Source organism: Conexibacter woesei Iso977N (genome assembly GCF_000424625.1).
Classification (GTDB): Bacteria; Actinomycetota; Thermoleophilia; order Solirubrobacterales; family Solirubrobacteraceae; genus Baekduia; species Baekduia woesei_A.
In genome coordinates, this window is sequence record NZ_AUKG01000003.1 from 201,387 (window position 1) to 215,385 (window position 13,999).

Below are 13,999 nucleotides of genomic sequence, written 5' to 3' on the forward strand. Positions count from 1 at the left end.
GTTGGGGTCCCGTTGGGGACCGGGGCGCGCGCCGCGGCGGGATATGAGGCCGCGGCGCGCCCCGGTCGTGCGATCCGCAGGGAGGAGGAGGTTTCGCTACGGATGCGAGGGCATCGGGTCAGGTGCCCTGGACACAGGGAACCACCGGTCGCGCGCGCTCTCGTTGCGATCCTGTCAACGGATCGGGGCCGACCCGTCCGCGCTGGGTGCGTCGGCGGTCACCGAGGTGCGCATCGCCGCGCCGGCCTGGCCGCCGAGCACCTTGCGGGTGATCCCGGGCGCCAGGATCCGCAGCGCGGCGAAGATCCCGTAGCCGCGCGGCACGTAGCGCTCCGGCTTGCCCTTCGCGCAGTCCATGATCGCCTCGGCGACGTTGGCGGCGTCGGAGACCATCCAGCGCGTCGAGCGGTTCTCCACCAACTCGGTCTGCGGGAAGCCCTCGGTCACGACGAAGCCGGGGTTGACGACGCCGACGTGGACGCCGTTGGGCTTCTCCTCCAGGTGCAGGGCGTCGCTCCAGCCGATCAGCGCGAACTTCGAGGCGCTGTAGCCGCCGGAGCCGGGGCGCGCGACGCGGCCGGCGGTCGAGGCGACGTTGACGATCGCGCTCGGCGCCGACTCGCGCAGCAGCGGCAGCAGCGCCTCGGTGAGCTGGGCGACCGCGAACAGGTTGAGCTCCAGCGTGCGCCGCAGGTTCTCGGTGCCGACCTCGGCGAACGCGCCGCGCCAGCCCGCGCCGGCGTTGTTGACGAGCAGGTCGAGGCGGCCGAAGCGCTCCTTGACCGCCGCGGCGATCCGGTTGCCGGCCTCCGGGTCGGTGAGGTCCTCGGCGAGGACGAGCGTCTCGCCGCCGATGCGCTCCGCGAGTTGTTGTAGGCGATCCTCGCGGCGGGCGACGAGGACGAGCTTGGCGCCCGGCTCGCGCGCGACCCGCAGGGCGGTCAGCTCGCCGATGCCGCTGGACGCGCCGGTGATGAGGGCGATCATGGGGGGATCCTACGACCGCGGGCGCGAACGGTGTGCGGGTGCCCGCCGGTCGACCCGTCCCCGTCGCGGTTCCGACCGGTGGTCCGTGGTGGGTGCGCGTGTCGGGGGCCAACATGGTGGTCATGCTCCCCACGCGTGGCGATGGCGTAGTGCTCACCGGTGTGACCGGGTTCGTCGGGACCGCGGTCGCGCTCCGGATCCTGGAACGCTCAGACAGGCAGATCGTGGCGCTGGTGCGCGCCGGGTCGAAGCGGGAGGCGGCGCAGCGCGTGCGCGCCGCGCTCGCGGACGTCGTGGCGTCCGACCGGTTGTTGGAGACCTACTGCGCGCGCTGCGTCGCGGTGCCCGCCGACCTGATGGCCGACGGGCTCGGCCTGCGCCACGCCGACCGCGAGGCGATCGCCGAGCGCTGCGACGAGGTCGTGCACTGCGCGGCGTCGGTGACGTTCGACCTGCCGCTGGAGGCGGCGCGGGCCGTCAACGCCGCGGGCGCCGCGCGGGTGGCGGAGCTGGCGACGCGGGTCGGCGAGCGCGGCGACGGGCTGCGGCGCGTCGTGCACGTCTCGACCGCCTACGTGGCGGGCGCGCGTGCGGGGACGTTCGGCGAGGACGACGTGAGCGCGCCGGCCGGCGGGTTCCGCAACACCTACGAGCAGACCAAGCACGAGGCCGAGGAGCTGCTGCGCGCGTGGCAGCCCGCGCTGCCGCTGCAGATCGTGCGGCCGTCGATCGTCGTCGGCGACCGAGGCAGTGGGTGGACGCGATCGTTCAACGTCCTGTACTGGCCGCTGAAGCAGTTCGCGCGCGGGCGCCTGCCGGTGGTCCCGGCGGTGGCCGACGCGCCGGTCGACGTCGTGCCGGTCGACTACGTGGCCGACGTGGTCCTGGGGCTGAGCGAGGCGCCGCTCGGGACCTACCACGCGGTCGCGGGCGCGCACGCGACGACGGTGGCCGAGGTGATCGACATGGCCGCCGCGCGGTTCGGCGTCCCGGCGCCGGAGATCGTCGATCCGGGCGTGATCGAGGAGGCGCTGTCGCGACCGCTGGCGCCCGCGGCGCGGCGCGCGCTGGAGCAGGCGCGCGTGTACTTCCCGTACTTCCGGCTCGGCGTGCGCTTCGACGACCGCTGGGCGCGGGGCGTCCTGGCGCCGCAGGGCGTGACGGCGGAGCCGCTGTGCGGGTACTTCGACACGTTGATCGACTACGCCCAGCGCGCGGCGTGGGGCGGACGTCCGGATTTGACCATGACACCGGGCGGTGTCACCGTGGCGGCATGACGTCCTCCGAACTGGGTGCCGCGGCCGACCTCGCCTTCGACGGGTTCGGCGGGACGGTGCGGATGATCGAGGACGTGCACGGCGCGATCGCCGCGCGGACGCCGGGCGCGGCGGTCCAGGACGTGGTGGCGCGCGGCGTGTACGCGAGCGTGCGCGGCGTCGGCGCGCTGGTCGGCGCGGGCGTCGGCGGCGCGATCCGGGCCGCGGGCGGTGGCCCGGCGGTGACCGCCTCCCCGGCGGGGCGCTTCGCGGTCGGCGCGCTGAACGGGCTGCTCGGCGACCGCCTCGATGCCGACGGCAGCGCGCTGGCGGTCCCGATGGGCTTCGACGTGACCGGCGCGGTCACGCCGTTCCCGGTGGTCTTCGTCCACGGGCTCTGCGAGTCCGGGTTCGCGTGGCGGATCCGGGCGGCGCGCCACGGCGGCACGTACGCGTCGCGGGTCGTCGACGAGGTCGGCCGGACGAGCGTGTTCGTCACCTACAACACGGGCGTCGGGGTGCGGGAGAACGGCGCGCGCCTGAGCGCGTTGTTGGATGACTTGGTGGCCGAGTGGCCGGTTCCGGTGCAGGGGCTGGCGCTCGTCGGGCACTCGATGGGCGGCCTCGTGATCCGGGCGGCGGCGCAGGAGGGCGGCGCGTGGGTAGAGCGGGTGGACACCACCGTCTCCCTCGGGACGCCGCACCGCGGCGCGCCGCTGGCCCAGGCGGCGGGGCTGGCGGTCCGGGCGCTGGAGCTCGCGCCGGAGTCGCGCCCGTTCGGCGCGGTGCTGGCCGGGTCGGCCGGGATCCGGGACCTCGTGCGCGGCCTCGACACGCCGCTGATCGCGGGTGCGCAGCACCACGCGGTGGCCGCGACCGTGAGCGAGTCGCCCGGGCACGTGGTCGGCCGGGTGGTCGGCGACCTGCTGGTCCTGACCGCGTCCGCGCACGGGATCGAGGACGCGACGCTCGTTCACGTCGGAAGCCACGATCACTTCGATCTGCTCAACAGCCCCGCCCTGGATGAGCTTCTACGCGCCTGGTTGGCGCGTCAAGACACCACAAAGCTCCTGTCAGCAGGGTGACTTGACGAGCCATCCAGATAGGCTTGCGGGACGTGACTGGTCCTGCGCCTTTCTCTGTGGCGACCGACGCGACCGGCGACCGGCTGGTCGTCTCCGTGCTCGGTGAGCTGGACCTCGCGACCGCGCCCGAGCTCGAAGCGGTCCTGCTGCCGCAGCTGAAGGCGGGCGGGCAGGTCGTGCTCGATCTGCGGGGGCTCGAGTTCATGGACTCGACCGGCGTGCGGGTGATCGTCTCCGCGCATGTCGCGGGGAAGGAGTCCGGCGGCGCGCTGACGCTGGTCCGCACCGATCCGGAAGGGCCGGTCGGGAAGGTGCTGGAGATCAGCGGGCTCGACGGGATCCTCGAGTTCGTCGAAGGCACCTGAAGCCTGCGCATCGCCGCGCATCCCCACCGATAGGGTGGGGGCATGAGCTCCGGAGAGAAGCTGGCGGCCTTCGACGATCCCGAAGTGCTGGAGCGCTTCGCCGACCTCGTCGTGAAGACCGCGGCGAACCTCCAGCAGGGGCAGGTGCTGGCCGTCGGGTCGGAGATCGGCAAGGAGGCGGTGACGCGCGCGATCGCCGCCGCCGGGTACAAGGCCGGCGCGAAGTACGTGGACGTGTCCTACTTCGATCTGTACGTCAAGCGCGCGCGGTTGTTGTACGCCGACGAGGACACGCTGGACTACGTGCCCCCGTTCCTGGGCGACCGGATCACCGCGCTCGGCGACCTGCGCGCCGCGCGGGTCGGGCTGACGGGGCCGGCGCACCCGGGGTTGTTGAGTGACTTGGACCCGGGGCGGGTCGGGCGCGACCAGCTGCCCGCCGTCCGGGAGACCGGCAAGGTCGTCAACGCCCGGACCACCAACTGGACCGCAGTGCCGTGCCCGACCCGGGCGTGGGCCGCGTTGGTCCATCCGGACCTGGATCCGGAGGCGGCGTGGGTCAAGCTCTGCGACCAGATCCTGCACGTGTGCCGGCTCGACACCGACGACCCGATCGCCGCCTGGGCCGAGCGCGCCGAGGTGCTGGTGGGGGCCGCTGACCGGTTGACGGCGCGGCGGTTCGACACGTTGCACTTCGAGGGTCCGGGCACGGATCTCAAGGTGGGGTTGTTGCCGACCTCGCGCTTCCTTGCCGCGCGCTTCGAGACGGTCGACGGGATCACGCACCTGCCGAACCTGCCGTCGGAGGAGATCTTCACCTCGCCCGACCCGCTGCGCGCCGAGGGCGTCGTGCGGGCGACGAAGCCGTTGGTGCTGGGCGGGTCGATCATCCGCGGCCTGGAGGTCGAGTTCCGCGACGGCCGCGCCGTCCGGATCGACGCCGACGAGAACGCGGAGGTCCTGCGCTCGTACGCCGCGCGCGACGAGAACGCCAACCGCCTCGGCGAGGCCGCGCTGGTTGACGGCGACGGCCGCATCGGCGCGCTCGACACCGTCTTCTTCGACACCCTGCTCGACGAGAACGCCGCCTCCCACATCGCGCTCGGCCACGCCTACGAGATGTGCGTCGAGGAGGAGGACGTGGCCAAGGTCAACGACTCGACCATCCACGTCGACTTCATGATCGGGTCGCCCGAGGTCTCCGTCCACGGCCTCTCGGCCGACGGCACCTCGACGCCGGTCCTGGTCAACGGCGCCTGGCAGGTCTAGCCGCTTAGTTACACGCGCGCGGCGCCCCTCACGCTGCGCGCGACAGCCTCCGATCGCTATCCTCGCCCCCTTCCAGGAGAGGTGCCGGAGCGGCTGAACGGGCACGACTGGAAATCGTGTGTGGGCTTTACGGTCCACCGAGGGTTCGAATCCCTCTCTCTCCGCTGCTGCCGCCGCCGGTCGACCAGGTAGAACCTGACCGTGGCGGATCCGCTCTCAACGGCGCAGCTCGAAAGGCTCGGCAAGCGTCTGATCGCCACGACGCCGCCGTCCGACGCCGATCTTCAAGTGCTTCATGAGCTCCTCAAGGCTCGTTCCGAGTTGCTGGAAGAGGCGATCTGGCGAGTCAAGGACGAGCTCGCGCTCGACCTGACGTCACGGGTCAAGAACACCGGGACGATCCTGGAGAAGCTGCGCCGTCAGGGAGGGTGGACGCTCGGCACGATGCAGGACGTCGCTGGGATGCGCATCGTCGGTGACTTCGACCGTCGCGGGCAAGATGTCGTTGTTGATGATCTCGTTCGCGTTTTCTTGGGCGCGGAACGGGCTCCGAAGGTGATCGACCGCCGCGCCGAGCCGATGCACGGCTACCGCGCGGTGCACGTCGTCGTGTTCCCTGGCGGAGCGCCGTTGGAGATCCAGGTTCGCACCGCATGGCAACACGAGTGGGCGGAGCTGTTCGAGAAGTTGGCCGATCTAGTCGGACGTGGCATTCGCTACGGAGAACCGCCTCGCACGCCAGCGATCGTCGACGCGGCGACCGCTGCCGTCATCGTCGAGGTCGCGGGAGAGTTGGTCGACATCACCATCGGGATATCGAAGGCCTTGGACTTGATCGAGTCGCATCAAGTCGACGGCACCCTGACCCCTGAGGAGATGGCCGCGTTCGAGGGTGTGATGGTCAACCAGCGGGAGATCATCGATCTGTTCGCGAGTCGCTTGCCATCCCCCGATACGCTCTAACCATGGCGCACTTCCTCCTCATCTACGACCGCGATACCGGTCGCTTGGTGCGTCAGGAGCGGTACGGCTCAAGCGCTGAGGCGATGCAGGCGCGGTTTGCGGCTGAGCGGGAGTTCGCTGGGCAGGAGCAAGTTGAGGTGGTTGCCTTGACGGCGGAGTCCGAGGAGGCGTTGCGGCGGACGCATGGGCGGTACTTCCTCACGCTCGCCGAGCTGGCGGACCGGTTGCGATGAGTTCGGCGGCTCCGTAGCGTCTCCGCTCTCATGGAGATCACCGGAGTCGACTTCATCGCCATCCCGACCGAGGACTATGAGAAGGCTGCGGCCTTCTATGGGGAGACGCTCGGGTTGCCGTTCGTCAAGAAGTGGGGCAGCTTCCCGGCTGGGGAGTTCCAGGCGGGCAACCTCACGATCGCGTTGATGCAGAGCGATGCGTTCGGCCTCACGTTCGCGCGCAGCAGCACGGCGGTCGCGTTGCAGGTCGCGGATGTCGAGCAGGCGCGCGCCGAGCTCGAGGGCCAGGGTGTGACGTTCCGCCCGGACGACGCCGCGACGCTGGACAGCGGCGTCTGCCACCAGGCGTTCTTCGCGGACCCCGACGGCAACCCGCTGGTCCTGCACCACCGCTACGCGCCCAAGGACGCGACGCCGGGCGGCTAGCTCAGAGCGCGCCGGCGGGCGGCACGGCGGCGCTGGCGGCCTCGAGGTCGCCGTCCTCGGGCAGCTCCGGGATCGCGATCACGACGTGGTGGCGGGAGACCGCCAGGAAGTCGTGGTGGGTCCCGGGACCGTCGGCGCCGACCAGCTCGACCGTCACGTCGGTCAGCGAGATGAAGTCGCGCTCGGTGGCGTTCAGCACGTCGCTGACGCGCGACCGGTAGCCGTCACGGGCCAGCGTCAGCGTCCCGGCGATCCGGTGCCGCGGGGTCTCGAGGTACACGCGCTCCTGGCGGGTCTGCATCACGCGACCAAGTATCGCGGGTTGCGTCGCGATGCTTAAGTGGTCCGTCCGTCCAGCGGACCGACGTTCGCGGTTCGGCACACTGCAGGACGTGGATCCGCACGCCGTCCTCGGTCTGCCCCCCGACGCCTCGCCCGACGAGGTCCATCGCGCCTACCGCGACCTCGCCAAGCGCTTCCACCCGGACCGCGCCGGCGCCAAGGAGGGCGAGATGATGATCTCGATCAACGCGGCGTACGACCTGCTCCGGGATCGCCTGGAGGAGGGCCACGAGGGACCGCGCCGCGCGCCGCCCGCGAGCAACGGCGCCGCGCCGGACCCGGACGACGGCACGATCATCGCCGGCGCCTGGCTGGCGCCCGCCGTCCGCCGCGTCCTGGCCCGTGAGCTGCTCCAGGCCCTGGAGCCCGGCGAGCAGGTCGAGGACGTCATCCTCACTTCGACCTCCGACGCCCACGACGTCCAGCTCGCCCTCACCGACCGCCGCCTGCTCTGGCTCCGCGACGACGCGATCATGGGCCGCGTGCGCTCGGTCCGCTACCGCGAGCTCCACGACGTGCAGGCCAAACGCGCCCGCTTCGGCAACACGGGCCAGCTCCGCGTCCGCTCCGGCCCGACCGGCCGCTGGCTGCGCTTCTTCGACCTGCGCCCCGAGGTGCTCCAGCGCGTCGCGGCCCGGATATCCACGCGTGCCCACGCCTGAAGCGGGTACGTCCATCACCATGAGCGACGGAACAGCAGACGATCTCAAGGGCCGCGCCAAGAAGGCGGCCGGCGAGTTGACCGACGACGACAGCCTCAAGCGCGAGGGCGATGTGGACAGGGCGTCCGGCACCGTCAAGGACAAGGTCGGCGGAGCCGCCGACAGGGTCAAGGACGCGCTGCGCAGGGATTGAACCCGGCGCGAAGACGACCGCCTACGGACCAGATCCGCACGATCTAAGGGTGTTCGGGTGCCTATCGCCCAGCATTCCGTGCGGTGCCTGGTCTAGGCTGCGCCCTCTGTTTGCCGTCGATTCAGGAGCAACCGCATGAACAAGACCGAGCTCGTCGAGGCCATCGCCAAGGAGAGCGGTCTCACCAACGCCGACGCACGCAAGTCCGTCGAGGCGTTCATCACGACCGTCGAGAAGACCCTCAAGAAGGGTGACGAGATCGCCCTGACCGGCTTCGGCAAGTTCTCCGTGGTCAAGCGCAGCGCTCGTACGGGTCGTAACCCGCAGACGGGCGAGACCGTGAGGATCAGGGCCTCCAAGGCCCCGAAGTTCACGGCCGGCGCCGGCCTCAAGGGCGTCGTCAACGGCGCGAGGAAGAAGTAGCGCTCAGCGCATACGGCTTGGACGAGGCCCCGTCGCACTCACGTGCGGCGGGGCCTTCGTCGTTCAATCCGCCGAATTTCAGCCCCCGCAGGTTCTGACTAGCCCATTTAGTGGGTATGCCCTAGCTTGTGGCTGGCCGCACGCGTTCACTCGTGTTCGCGAGCGGCAACGGTTACAGGGGAAATTCACGGTGTCGCGCGCTGGAAGCGCGGGGTGCCGAACCGGAAATTCGGGGGAGAAGTCGATGGGTCGATGGATGGTGGCCGCCCTAGCGGCCTTGGTCGTCGCGATCGCGCTTGGCGCTGCAGGGACGGCGAGTGCGGCAGTGCCGGTGTCAGGCGTGGTGGCACAGCCGCTGGCGCCGAGGTCGAGCGACACGACGTGTCCAGGTCTGGCCGCCACGGCCAGGCCGACCGCGGACGCCGCCGCGGCGGCCACGCACCGCGACTTCTGCATCTCGTTCAGGACGGACACGTCGAGCGACGACCTCAAGGGCCTGCGGCTGAGCCTGCCGGCCGGCGTCATCGGCGATCCGACCGCTGCGCCCACCTGCACGCAGACGACCTCTACCAACAGGGGCGGCGACTGCGCCGCGGCCAACCAGGTCGGGACCGTCTCGTCGAGGGTCGACACCTTCCTCGGCGCCCAGACGATCACCGGCGAGGTCTACAACCTCAAGCCGGACGCCACGCAGCCGGCCGTGCTGGGCATCGCGCTCGACCAGGGCATCGGCTCGCTGACGCCGGTCTACGTCCGCTCGGCGGTCCGCGTGCGGGTCGCCGACGCCGGCCTGGACTCGGTCACCGTCGACGACGTCCCGAACTCGATCAGCATCCTCGGCATCCCGTCGAGCATCAGCGTGCAGAGCATGTCCCTGACGTTGTGGGGCAGCAAGGCCGACCACCCGTCGCTGGCCAGGCCCTTCATCTCGCTCCCGACGCGCTGCGACGTGCCGGCCGACAGCTCGCTGACCGTCACGTCCTACGGCGGGCAGACGAGCACCGGTGCCGCGTCCTTCATGCCGACGCAGTGCGACAGGGTCCCGTTCACGCCGTCGCTGCAGGTCGGCCCGACCTCCACGCCGAGCGACCAGCCCGGCGAGGCCTCGGCCAAGCTGATCATCCCGACGACCGACACCGGCTCGGGCGACGACGCGCGCCGCCAGTCCTACCTGAGGGACGTCGACCTCAAGCTGCCGGCCGGCCTGGCGCTCAACCCGCCGCTGGCCAACGGGCTGATCCCGTGCACGGCCGACGAGTTCGGGTTCGGCGTCGACGCGCCGCCGAACTGCCCGGCGTCGTCGGAGATGGGCCGCGTGGAGTTCGTCACGCCGCTGTTCCCCGGCCAGACGCTGACGGGCAAGGTGTACTTCGGCACGCCGCGGCCGGGCGTCCCGTTGGTGAACTACATCTCGGTCGAGGATCCGCGGCTGCGCCTGAAGCTCGGCGGCTTCGCGACGATCGACCCGGTCACGACCGCGGTCACGGCGCACTTCACCGACCAGCCGCAGGTCCCGTTCGAGTCCTTCAACTTCATCTACACCGACCCGGGCAACGGGCGGGCGACGCTCACCTCTCCGGTCGGGTGCGGTGACTACTCGGTGACCGCCGACATGACGCCGTACAACGGCGGCGCGGTCGCCTCGCCGAGCAACAGCTTCGCCGTCACCGGCTGCACGCCGCCGGTGTTCTCGCCGAGCCTCGGTGTGTCGGTGGCCAACACGCAGGCCGGCGGCCCGGCGGCGATGACCGTGCACATCGGGCGCCCGGACAAGAACCTCCGGCTCCAGGACGCGAAGGTCTCGCTGCCGCCCGGCCTGACCGGCAAGCTGCCCGCGGTCCCGGCGTGCGACGTCGACGCCGCGCGCATGAACATGTGCGCGGACGCCTCGCAGGTCGGCACCGCGAGCGTGGCGGTCGGCACCGGCCCCACGCCGCTGGTGCTGCCCGGCAAGGTCTACCTCACGAAGGGCTTCGGCGGCGGGATCGCCGGCCTGGCCGTGACCGTCAACACGAAGGTCCCGGCGCTCGACCTCGGGACGGTCGTGGTCATGAGCAAGCTCATGCTGCGCCCGGACACCGGGATCGACGTCGTCACCGAGGCCCTGCCGCAGACGCTGCAGGGGATCCCGACGGTCTACCGCGCGATCGACCTCACGATCGACAAGCCGGGCTTCATGCAGAACGCGACCTCGTGCGCGCCGCAGACGGTCGGCGGCTCGTTCACCGCGGTCGGCGGGGCGACGGCGACGGCCAACGCGCCCTACCAGGCGACCGGCTGCCAGAACATCCCGTTCTCGCCGAAGCTGACCGCGTCGGTCGGCTCCAGGGGTCAGACCGCCGCCAACACCCACCCGCCGCTGAACGTGACGATCAGCCAGCCCGACGGGCAGGCGGCGCAGAGGAAGACGGTCGTGTCCCTCCCGGCCGGGATCGGCGTCGACATCAGGAACCTGTCGTCGGTCTGCAACGACGCGCAGCTCAACAGCGGCGCGTGCCCGGCGGGCTCGAAGATCGGGACGGTGACGGCGGTCACGCCGCTGCTGCCCGCGCCGCTGAGCGGCGGCGTGTACCTGACCCAGGGCGCGAGGCCCGGCGCGCTGCCGGGGATCGCGCTCGACCTCGGGATCATCCGCCTCAAGGGCTCGGTCGCGCTCGGCACGCGCCTGGTGACGACGTTCGACAACATCCCGGACGTCCCGCTGAGCAGGCTGACGCTGGCCCTGGCCGGCGGTCCGAGGGCCGCGCTGAAGACGACCAAGGACATCTGCACCACCGCGCCGACCGTCGAGGCCGTCTACACGTCGCAATCCGGCGCCGCGGCGAGGGAGACCGTGAAGGCCACGCCGGTCGGCTGCGCGGTCAGCGCACAGAGCAAGACACTCAGCGTCAGGGGCTCGCTGAAGGGCATCGCCAAGAAGAAGCCCACGCTGTCGCTGACCGTCACCTCGACCAGGGCGCTCAAGGGCCTGCGGGTGAAGCTGCCCGCCACGCTGAAGCTCGCGTCCGCCAGGACGCTGGCCAGGAGCTCGCGCGTCACGGTCGGCGGCAAGCGCTACAAGAAGACCAAGGTGAAGTGGTCGTCCTCGAAGGTCTCGTTCACGGGCGCCAAGGGGACCAGGACCAAGAAGATCGTCCTCTCGCTCCCGAGGGGCGTCCTCAAGCTCAAGAGGTCGATCAAGGTGAGGTCCAAGCAGACGTTCACCGTCTACGGCCTCACGACCGCCGGCAAGCTGGTGAGCGTGAGGGTCAGGCTGACGGCGGGGCGCTAGGCCCCGCCGCCCGCGGCGTGCGCGCTCGCCCTAGGCGAGCGCGTACGTCAGCTGGACCGACCGCTGGATCACGGCGGGCACGCGGCAGACCCGGTGGCTCTTGAGCCTGCCGTAGTGGCGCTTGCCGTCCCTGCCGATCCTCGACGAGCGCGTCTTGATCGTCCCGCAGTACCTGTTCGGACCGAACGAGCCGGCGACGCCGTAGTAGGGGCCGTAGAAGACGCCGGCCGTGCTCGTGCCGGAGTTCGACAGCGAGATCACCGGGCCGAGCGTCATGCCCGCGGCGGCGGCGAGCTGCGTGGCCTGCGTGCGCGCGTCGGTCAGGGCCGCGGGGAGCGCCCTGTCGTTGGCGTCCCTGACGGCGGCCACGATCGAGGCGTTGTCGTTCCTGTCCTTCGGTGTCACGGCGATCGTGCCGGTGCCGACGGCGACGAGCGTGCGCTGCTGCGTGGTGGGCGCTGGAGCCTGGGCGTTGGCGGCGGCAGCCAGGCAGCCGGCGAGGAACGCGAAGATCGCCAGGACGGCGACAGCGCGGAACGCGAGCGGCGGTGAGGGCACGGCGGGTCCTTTCCCGAAACGGTTGTCACTCCTTAGTGTCGTGAGACACCGAAGTTGTGACGCCCGTTCCGGGAAAGGAGTTGCGCCGTGGTGCTACAGGACCGGGATCGAGTCGGCCAGCTTCGGGACGCAGGTGTGGTAGGTCCGCTGGCCCTTGAGGGTCTTCTTGGTGCCGCTCAGCTTGACCGTGATCGCGACCTTGACCGTGCCCTTGGGCAGGCCGCGCAGGTCGATCGTCGACCTCAGGCGCGAGCCCTTGACGACCTTGACCCGCTTGCCGTTGACCTTGACCGTCGCGCTGACCGGCTTGTCGCCCTTGGGGATCCGCAGGCGGATCTTGAACGCGCGCCTGGAGGCGCACGACTTGGCCGGGACGCTCTGGGCGGCGACCGGCTTGGGCGTGGTCGCCGTGGTGGTCGTCGTCTGCGTGGTGGTCGTGGTCGTCGTGGCGGTGGTCGCCGGCGTCGTCGTCGTGTCGGTCGTGGTCGTCGTGACCGGCTTCCTCGGGTCGCCCGCCAGGCGCGTCACGTAGGCCTGCTGCTCGCCGTCGCTCAACGAGGCCGCCGCGCGGGTCGAGCGGAGCGCGAGCTCCTTGAAGTTCCGCCCGGCGTCGCCCGCGACGACCGCCTTGCCGTCGCTCTGGACCGCGGCGTCCTCGCCCTCCATGTAGTCGGCGTCCGGGGCGCCGGCCAGCGTGCGGATGCCGCCGTCGCCGAACGTCGTGTCGAGCGTGCCGTCGGTGTTCAGGCGGGCGACGACCGTCTCGGAGCCGCCGAAGCCGACGTAGTGGTTGGCGACGACGATGAGCTTGCCGTCCGGCGTGCCGGCGATCGCGTCGATGTTGTACGCCGCGCCGAAGGGACCCTCCTCGTCGCTGAAGATCGACGCCACGGTCTGGATCCCGAAGGCCTCGTCGGGTTGGCCGTCGGCGGTGAAGCGCACGACCTGCGTCGTGATGGACCCGTCGCTGCTGACGTCGCCGAGCAGGTACGTCGCGCCGTCGCCGGCCAGCGAGCCGTCGGTGCCGCTGACGTAGCTCGCGCCCTCGATCGGGAAGTCACCGCCGTAGCTGTCGTCGCGGGTGCCCGCGGCGTCGTAGCGGCGCAGGACCCACGCCTGCGCGGGCGAGCCCTCCTCGGAGATGCGCAGATCGTTGTTGATCGGCGGCGTGTAGACCTGGCCCGCGCCCGCGATCACGTAGCTGCCGTCGGTGGCGCCGGCCTGCTGGCCGGCGGTGAGCGCCGCGGCCTGGGTCTGGTCGTCGACGTTCTCGCCGGTGATCGCGTCGTCGGCGCCGAGCGTGATCGTCGCGAAGTGGTTGTTGGTGTAGTTGCCGTCGCCCGCCGAGCCCATCACGAGCTGGCCGCCGCCGTCGAGCGGCAGGAAGCCGCGGACGAAGCTGTCCTGGACGCCGCCGAAGTCGAAGTCCTCGCGCGCCTGACGGACGAACCTGCCGCTCGCGTCGTAGTGGTAGACGGTGAAGTCGCCGTCGATGCTGTCGTCGGCGGCGCGCAGGCTCGGGACCTGCGGGGCGCCCCTCGCCGAGCCGCCGACGAGCAGGTCGCCGTTGGGCGCGAAGCCGAACGCGGTCGGGCCCTCGCGAAGGAGGTGGTCGCCGTCGGTGATCACGCCGTCGGTGCCGAACGCCGCGATCGGGTTGCCGGCGGCGTCGAGGTGGCCGAGCGAGACCGGCGAGTCGGGGTCGTCGCAGTCGCAGCCGGTGTCGACGTAGCCGCCCACGTAGATCGAGCCGTCGGGCGCGACCGTCACCTGGGTCGCGGTGTCGTACTGGCCGTCGAAGACGTCGACGGGCGCCGGGAAGTCCACGAGGCGCGTCTGGCCGCCGTTGAAGTCGGGGTCCTGGTCGCCGGGGTTGGTCGCGGCGATCGCCACGCCGGTACCGACGGTGCCGATGGCGAGCAGGGAGGCGGCGAGGGCCGCGGGGTGGCGAGGGATGTGCATTGAC

At 71.3% G+C, this 13,999-nt stretch carries 14 protein-coding genes, 1 tRNA gene and 1 pseudogene; 12 read left to right on the forward strand and 4 right to left on the reverse strand.

Translation table 11 applies throughout. From position 1 onward, the window contains the following. Positions 1–174: 174 nt before the first annotated feature. The gene (locus H030_RS34415) at positions 175–987 is read right to left on the reverse strand and encodes an SDR family NAD(P)-dependent oxidoreductase (protein ID WP_081691062.1); all 813 of its coding nucleotides are present in this window, start codon (positions 985–987) and stop codon (positions 175–177) included. Between the two features lie 122 nt (positions 988–1,109). Between H030_RS34415 and H030_RS0122535 the strand changes: the two genes are divergently transcribed. From H030_RS0122535 to H030_RS0122570, 8 genes are all read left to right on the forward strand, one after another. Further along, on the forward strand, positions 1,110–2,264 hold the full coding sequence (locus tag H030_RS0122535) for an SDR family oxidoreductase (RefSeq protein ID WP_196809235.1): 1,155 nt from the start codon (positions 1,110–1,112) through the stop codon (positions 2,262–2,264). Then, complete coding sequence (locus H030_RS34420; protein WP_051223502.1) at positions 2,261–3,328, forward strand: alpha/beta hydrolase; 1,068 nt, start codon at positions 2,261–2,263, stop codon at positions 3,326–3,328. The genes H030_RS0122535 and H030_RS34420 overlap by 4 nt, the downstream gene beginning before the upstream one ends. A 56-nt stretch (positions 3,329–3,384) precedes the next feature. Then, a complete protein-coding gene (locus H030_RS34425; protein WP_035129306.1) occupies positions 3,385–3,693 on the forward strand; it encodes an STAS domain-containing protein in 309 nt (102 codons plus the stop codon). Positions 3,694–3,735: 42 nt separating this feature from the next. Then, positions 3,736–4,962 carry an aminopeptidase gene (locus H030_RS0122550; protein WP_051223504.1) on the forward strand — a complete coding sequence of 409 codons (1,227 nt, stop codon included), beginning with the start codon at positions 3,736–3,738 and terminating at the stop codon, positions 4,960–4,962. A gap of 75 nt (positions 4,963–5,037) precedes the next feature. Continuing rightward, positions 5,038–5,126 (forward strand) — tRNA-Ser (locus H030_RS0122555). A gap of 37 nt (positions 5,127–5,163) precedes the next feature. Further along, entirely contained in the window at positions 5,164–5,925 is a 762-nt protein-coding gene (locus H030_RS37735; RefSeq protein ID WP_051223506.1) for a hypothetical protein, read from the forward strand. Between the two features lie 2 nt (positions 5,926–5,927). After that, on the forward strand, positions 5,928–6,158 hold the full coding sequence (locus tag H030_RS0122565; RefSeq protein ID WP_027007789.1) for a hypothetical protein: 231 nt from the start codon (positions 5,928–5,930) through the stop codon (positions 6,156–6,158). A 30-nt stretch (positions 6,159–6,188) separates the two neighbouring features. Further along, complete coding sequence (locus H030_RS0122570; RefSeq protein ID WP_027007790.1) at positions 6,189–6,584, forward strand: VOC family protein; 396 nt, start codon at positions 6,189–6,191, stop codon at positions 6,582–6,584. A 1-nt stretch (position 6,585) separates the two neighbouring features. On the opposite strand, the gene H030_RS0122575 is transcribed toward H030_RS0122570, so the two are convergent. Beyond that, entirely contained in the window at positions 6,586–6,885 is a 300-nt protein-coding gene (locus H030_RS0122575; RefSeq protein ID WP_027007791.1) for a hypothetical protein, read from the reverse strand. A gap of 91 nt (positions 6,886–6,976) precedes the next feature. On the opposite strand from H030_RS0122575, the gene H030_RS0122580 reads away from it, so the two are divergent. The 4 genes and pseudogenes from H030_RS0122580 to H030_RS0122595 all read left to right on the forward strand — a co-directional run bounded on the left by H030_RS0122580 (position 6,977) and on the right by H030_RS0122595 (position 11,475). Further along, entirely contained in the window at positions 6,977–7,588 is a 612-nt protein-coding gene (locus H030_RS0122580) for a J domain-containing protein (RefSeq protein ID WP_027007792.1), read from the forward strand. 19 nt (positions 7,589–7,607) lie between these two features. Continuing rightward, positions 7,608–7,781 (forward strand): CsbD family protein, encoded by a 174-nt coding sequence (locus H030_RS0122585; protein ID WP_027007793.1) that lies wholly within the window; start codon positions 7,608–7,610, stop codon positions 7,779–7,781. Positions 7,782–7,904: 123 nt separating this feature from the next. After that, positions 7,905–8,204: pseudogene (locus H030_RS0122590) on the forward strand (HU family DNA-binding protein); the annotation flags it as partial. Positions 8,205–8,547: 343 nt separating this feature from the next. Beyond that, positions 8,548–11,475: a hypothetical protein gene (locus tag H030_RS0122595; RefSeq protein ID WP_155892220.1), complete on the forward strand. Its 2,928-nt coding sequence runs from the start codon at positions 8,548–8,550 to the stop codon at positions 11,473–11,475. Positions 11,476–11,505: 30 nt separating this feature from the next. Here the strand turns inward: H030_RS0122595 and H030_RS0122600 are convergent, their stop codons facing one another. Next, the gene (locus tag H030_RS0122600) at positions 11,506–12,033 is read right to left on the reverse strand and encodes an SIMPL domain-containing protein (RefSeq protein ID WP_027007796.1); all 528 of its coding nucleotides are present in this window, start codon (positions 12,031–12,033) and stop codon (positions 11,506–11,508) included. Positions 12,034–12,126: 93 nt separating this feature from the next. Continuing rightward, on the reverse strand, positions 12,127–13,995 hold the full coding sequence (locus H030_RS0122605; RefSeq protein WP_027007797.1) for a delta-60 repeat domain-containing protein: 1,869 nt from the start codon (positions 13,993–13,995) through the stop codon (positions 12,127–12,129). Positions 13,996–13,999: the final 4 nt, after the last annotated feature.

Excerpts from the sequence above, each read along its gene's own strand:
- H030_RS34415 (WP_081691062.1), bottom strand. The coding sequence starts at position 987 with ATGATCGCCCTCATCACCGGCGCGTCCAGCGGCATCGGCGAGCTGACC.
- H030_RS0122535 (WP_196809235.1), top strand. The coding sequence starts at position 1,110 with ATGCTCCCCACGCGTGGCGATGGCGTAGTGCTCACCGGTGTGACCGGG.
- H030_RS34420 (WP_051223502.1), top strand. The coding sequence starts at position 2,261 with ATGACGTCCTCCGAACTGGGTGCCGCGGCCGACCTCGCCTTCGACGGG.
- H030_RS0122550 (WP_051223504.1), top strand. The coding sequence starts at position 3,736 with ATGAGCTCCGGAGAGAAGCTGGCGGCCTTCGACGATCCCGAAGTGCTG.
- H030_RS0122565 (WP_027007789.1), top strand. The coding sequence starts at position 5,928 with ATGGCGCACTTCCTCCTCATCTACGACCGCGATACCGGTCGCTTGGTG.
- H030_RS0122570 (WP_027007790.1), top strand. The coding sequence starts at position 6,189 with ATGGAGATCACCGGAGTCGACTTCATCGCCATCCCGACCGAGGACTAT.
- H030_RS0122575 (WP_027007791.1), bottom strand. The coding sequence starts at position 6,885 with ATGCAGACCCGCCAGGAGCGCGTGTACCTCGAGACCCCGCGGCACCGG.
- H030_RS0122585 (WP_027007793.1), top strand. The coding sequence starts at position 7,608 with ATGAGCGACGGAACAGCAGACGATCTCAAGGGCCGCGCCAAGAAGGCG.
- H030_RS0122605 (WP_027007797.1), bottom strand. The coding sequence starts at position 13,995 with ATGCACATCCCTCGCCACCCCGCGGCCCTCGCCGCCTCCCTGCTCGCC.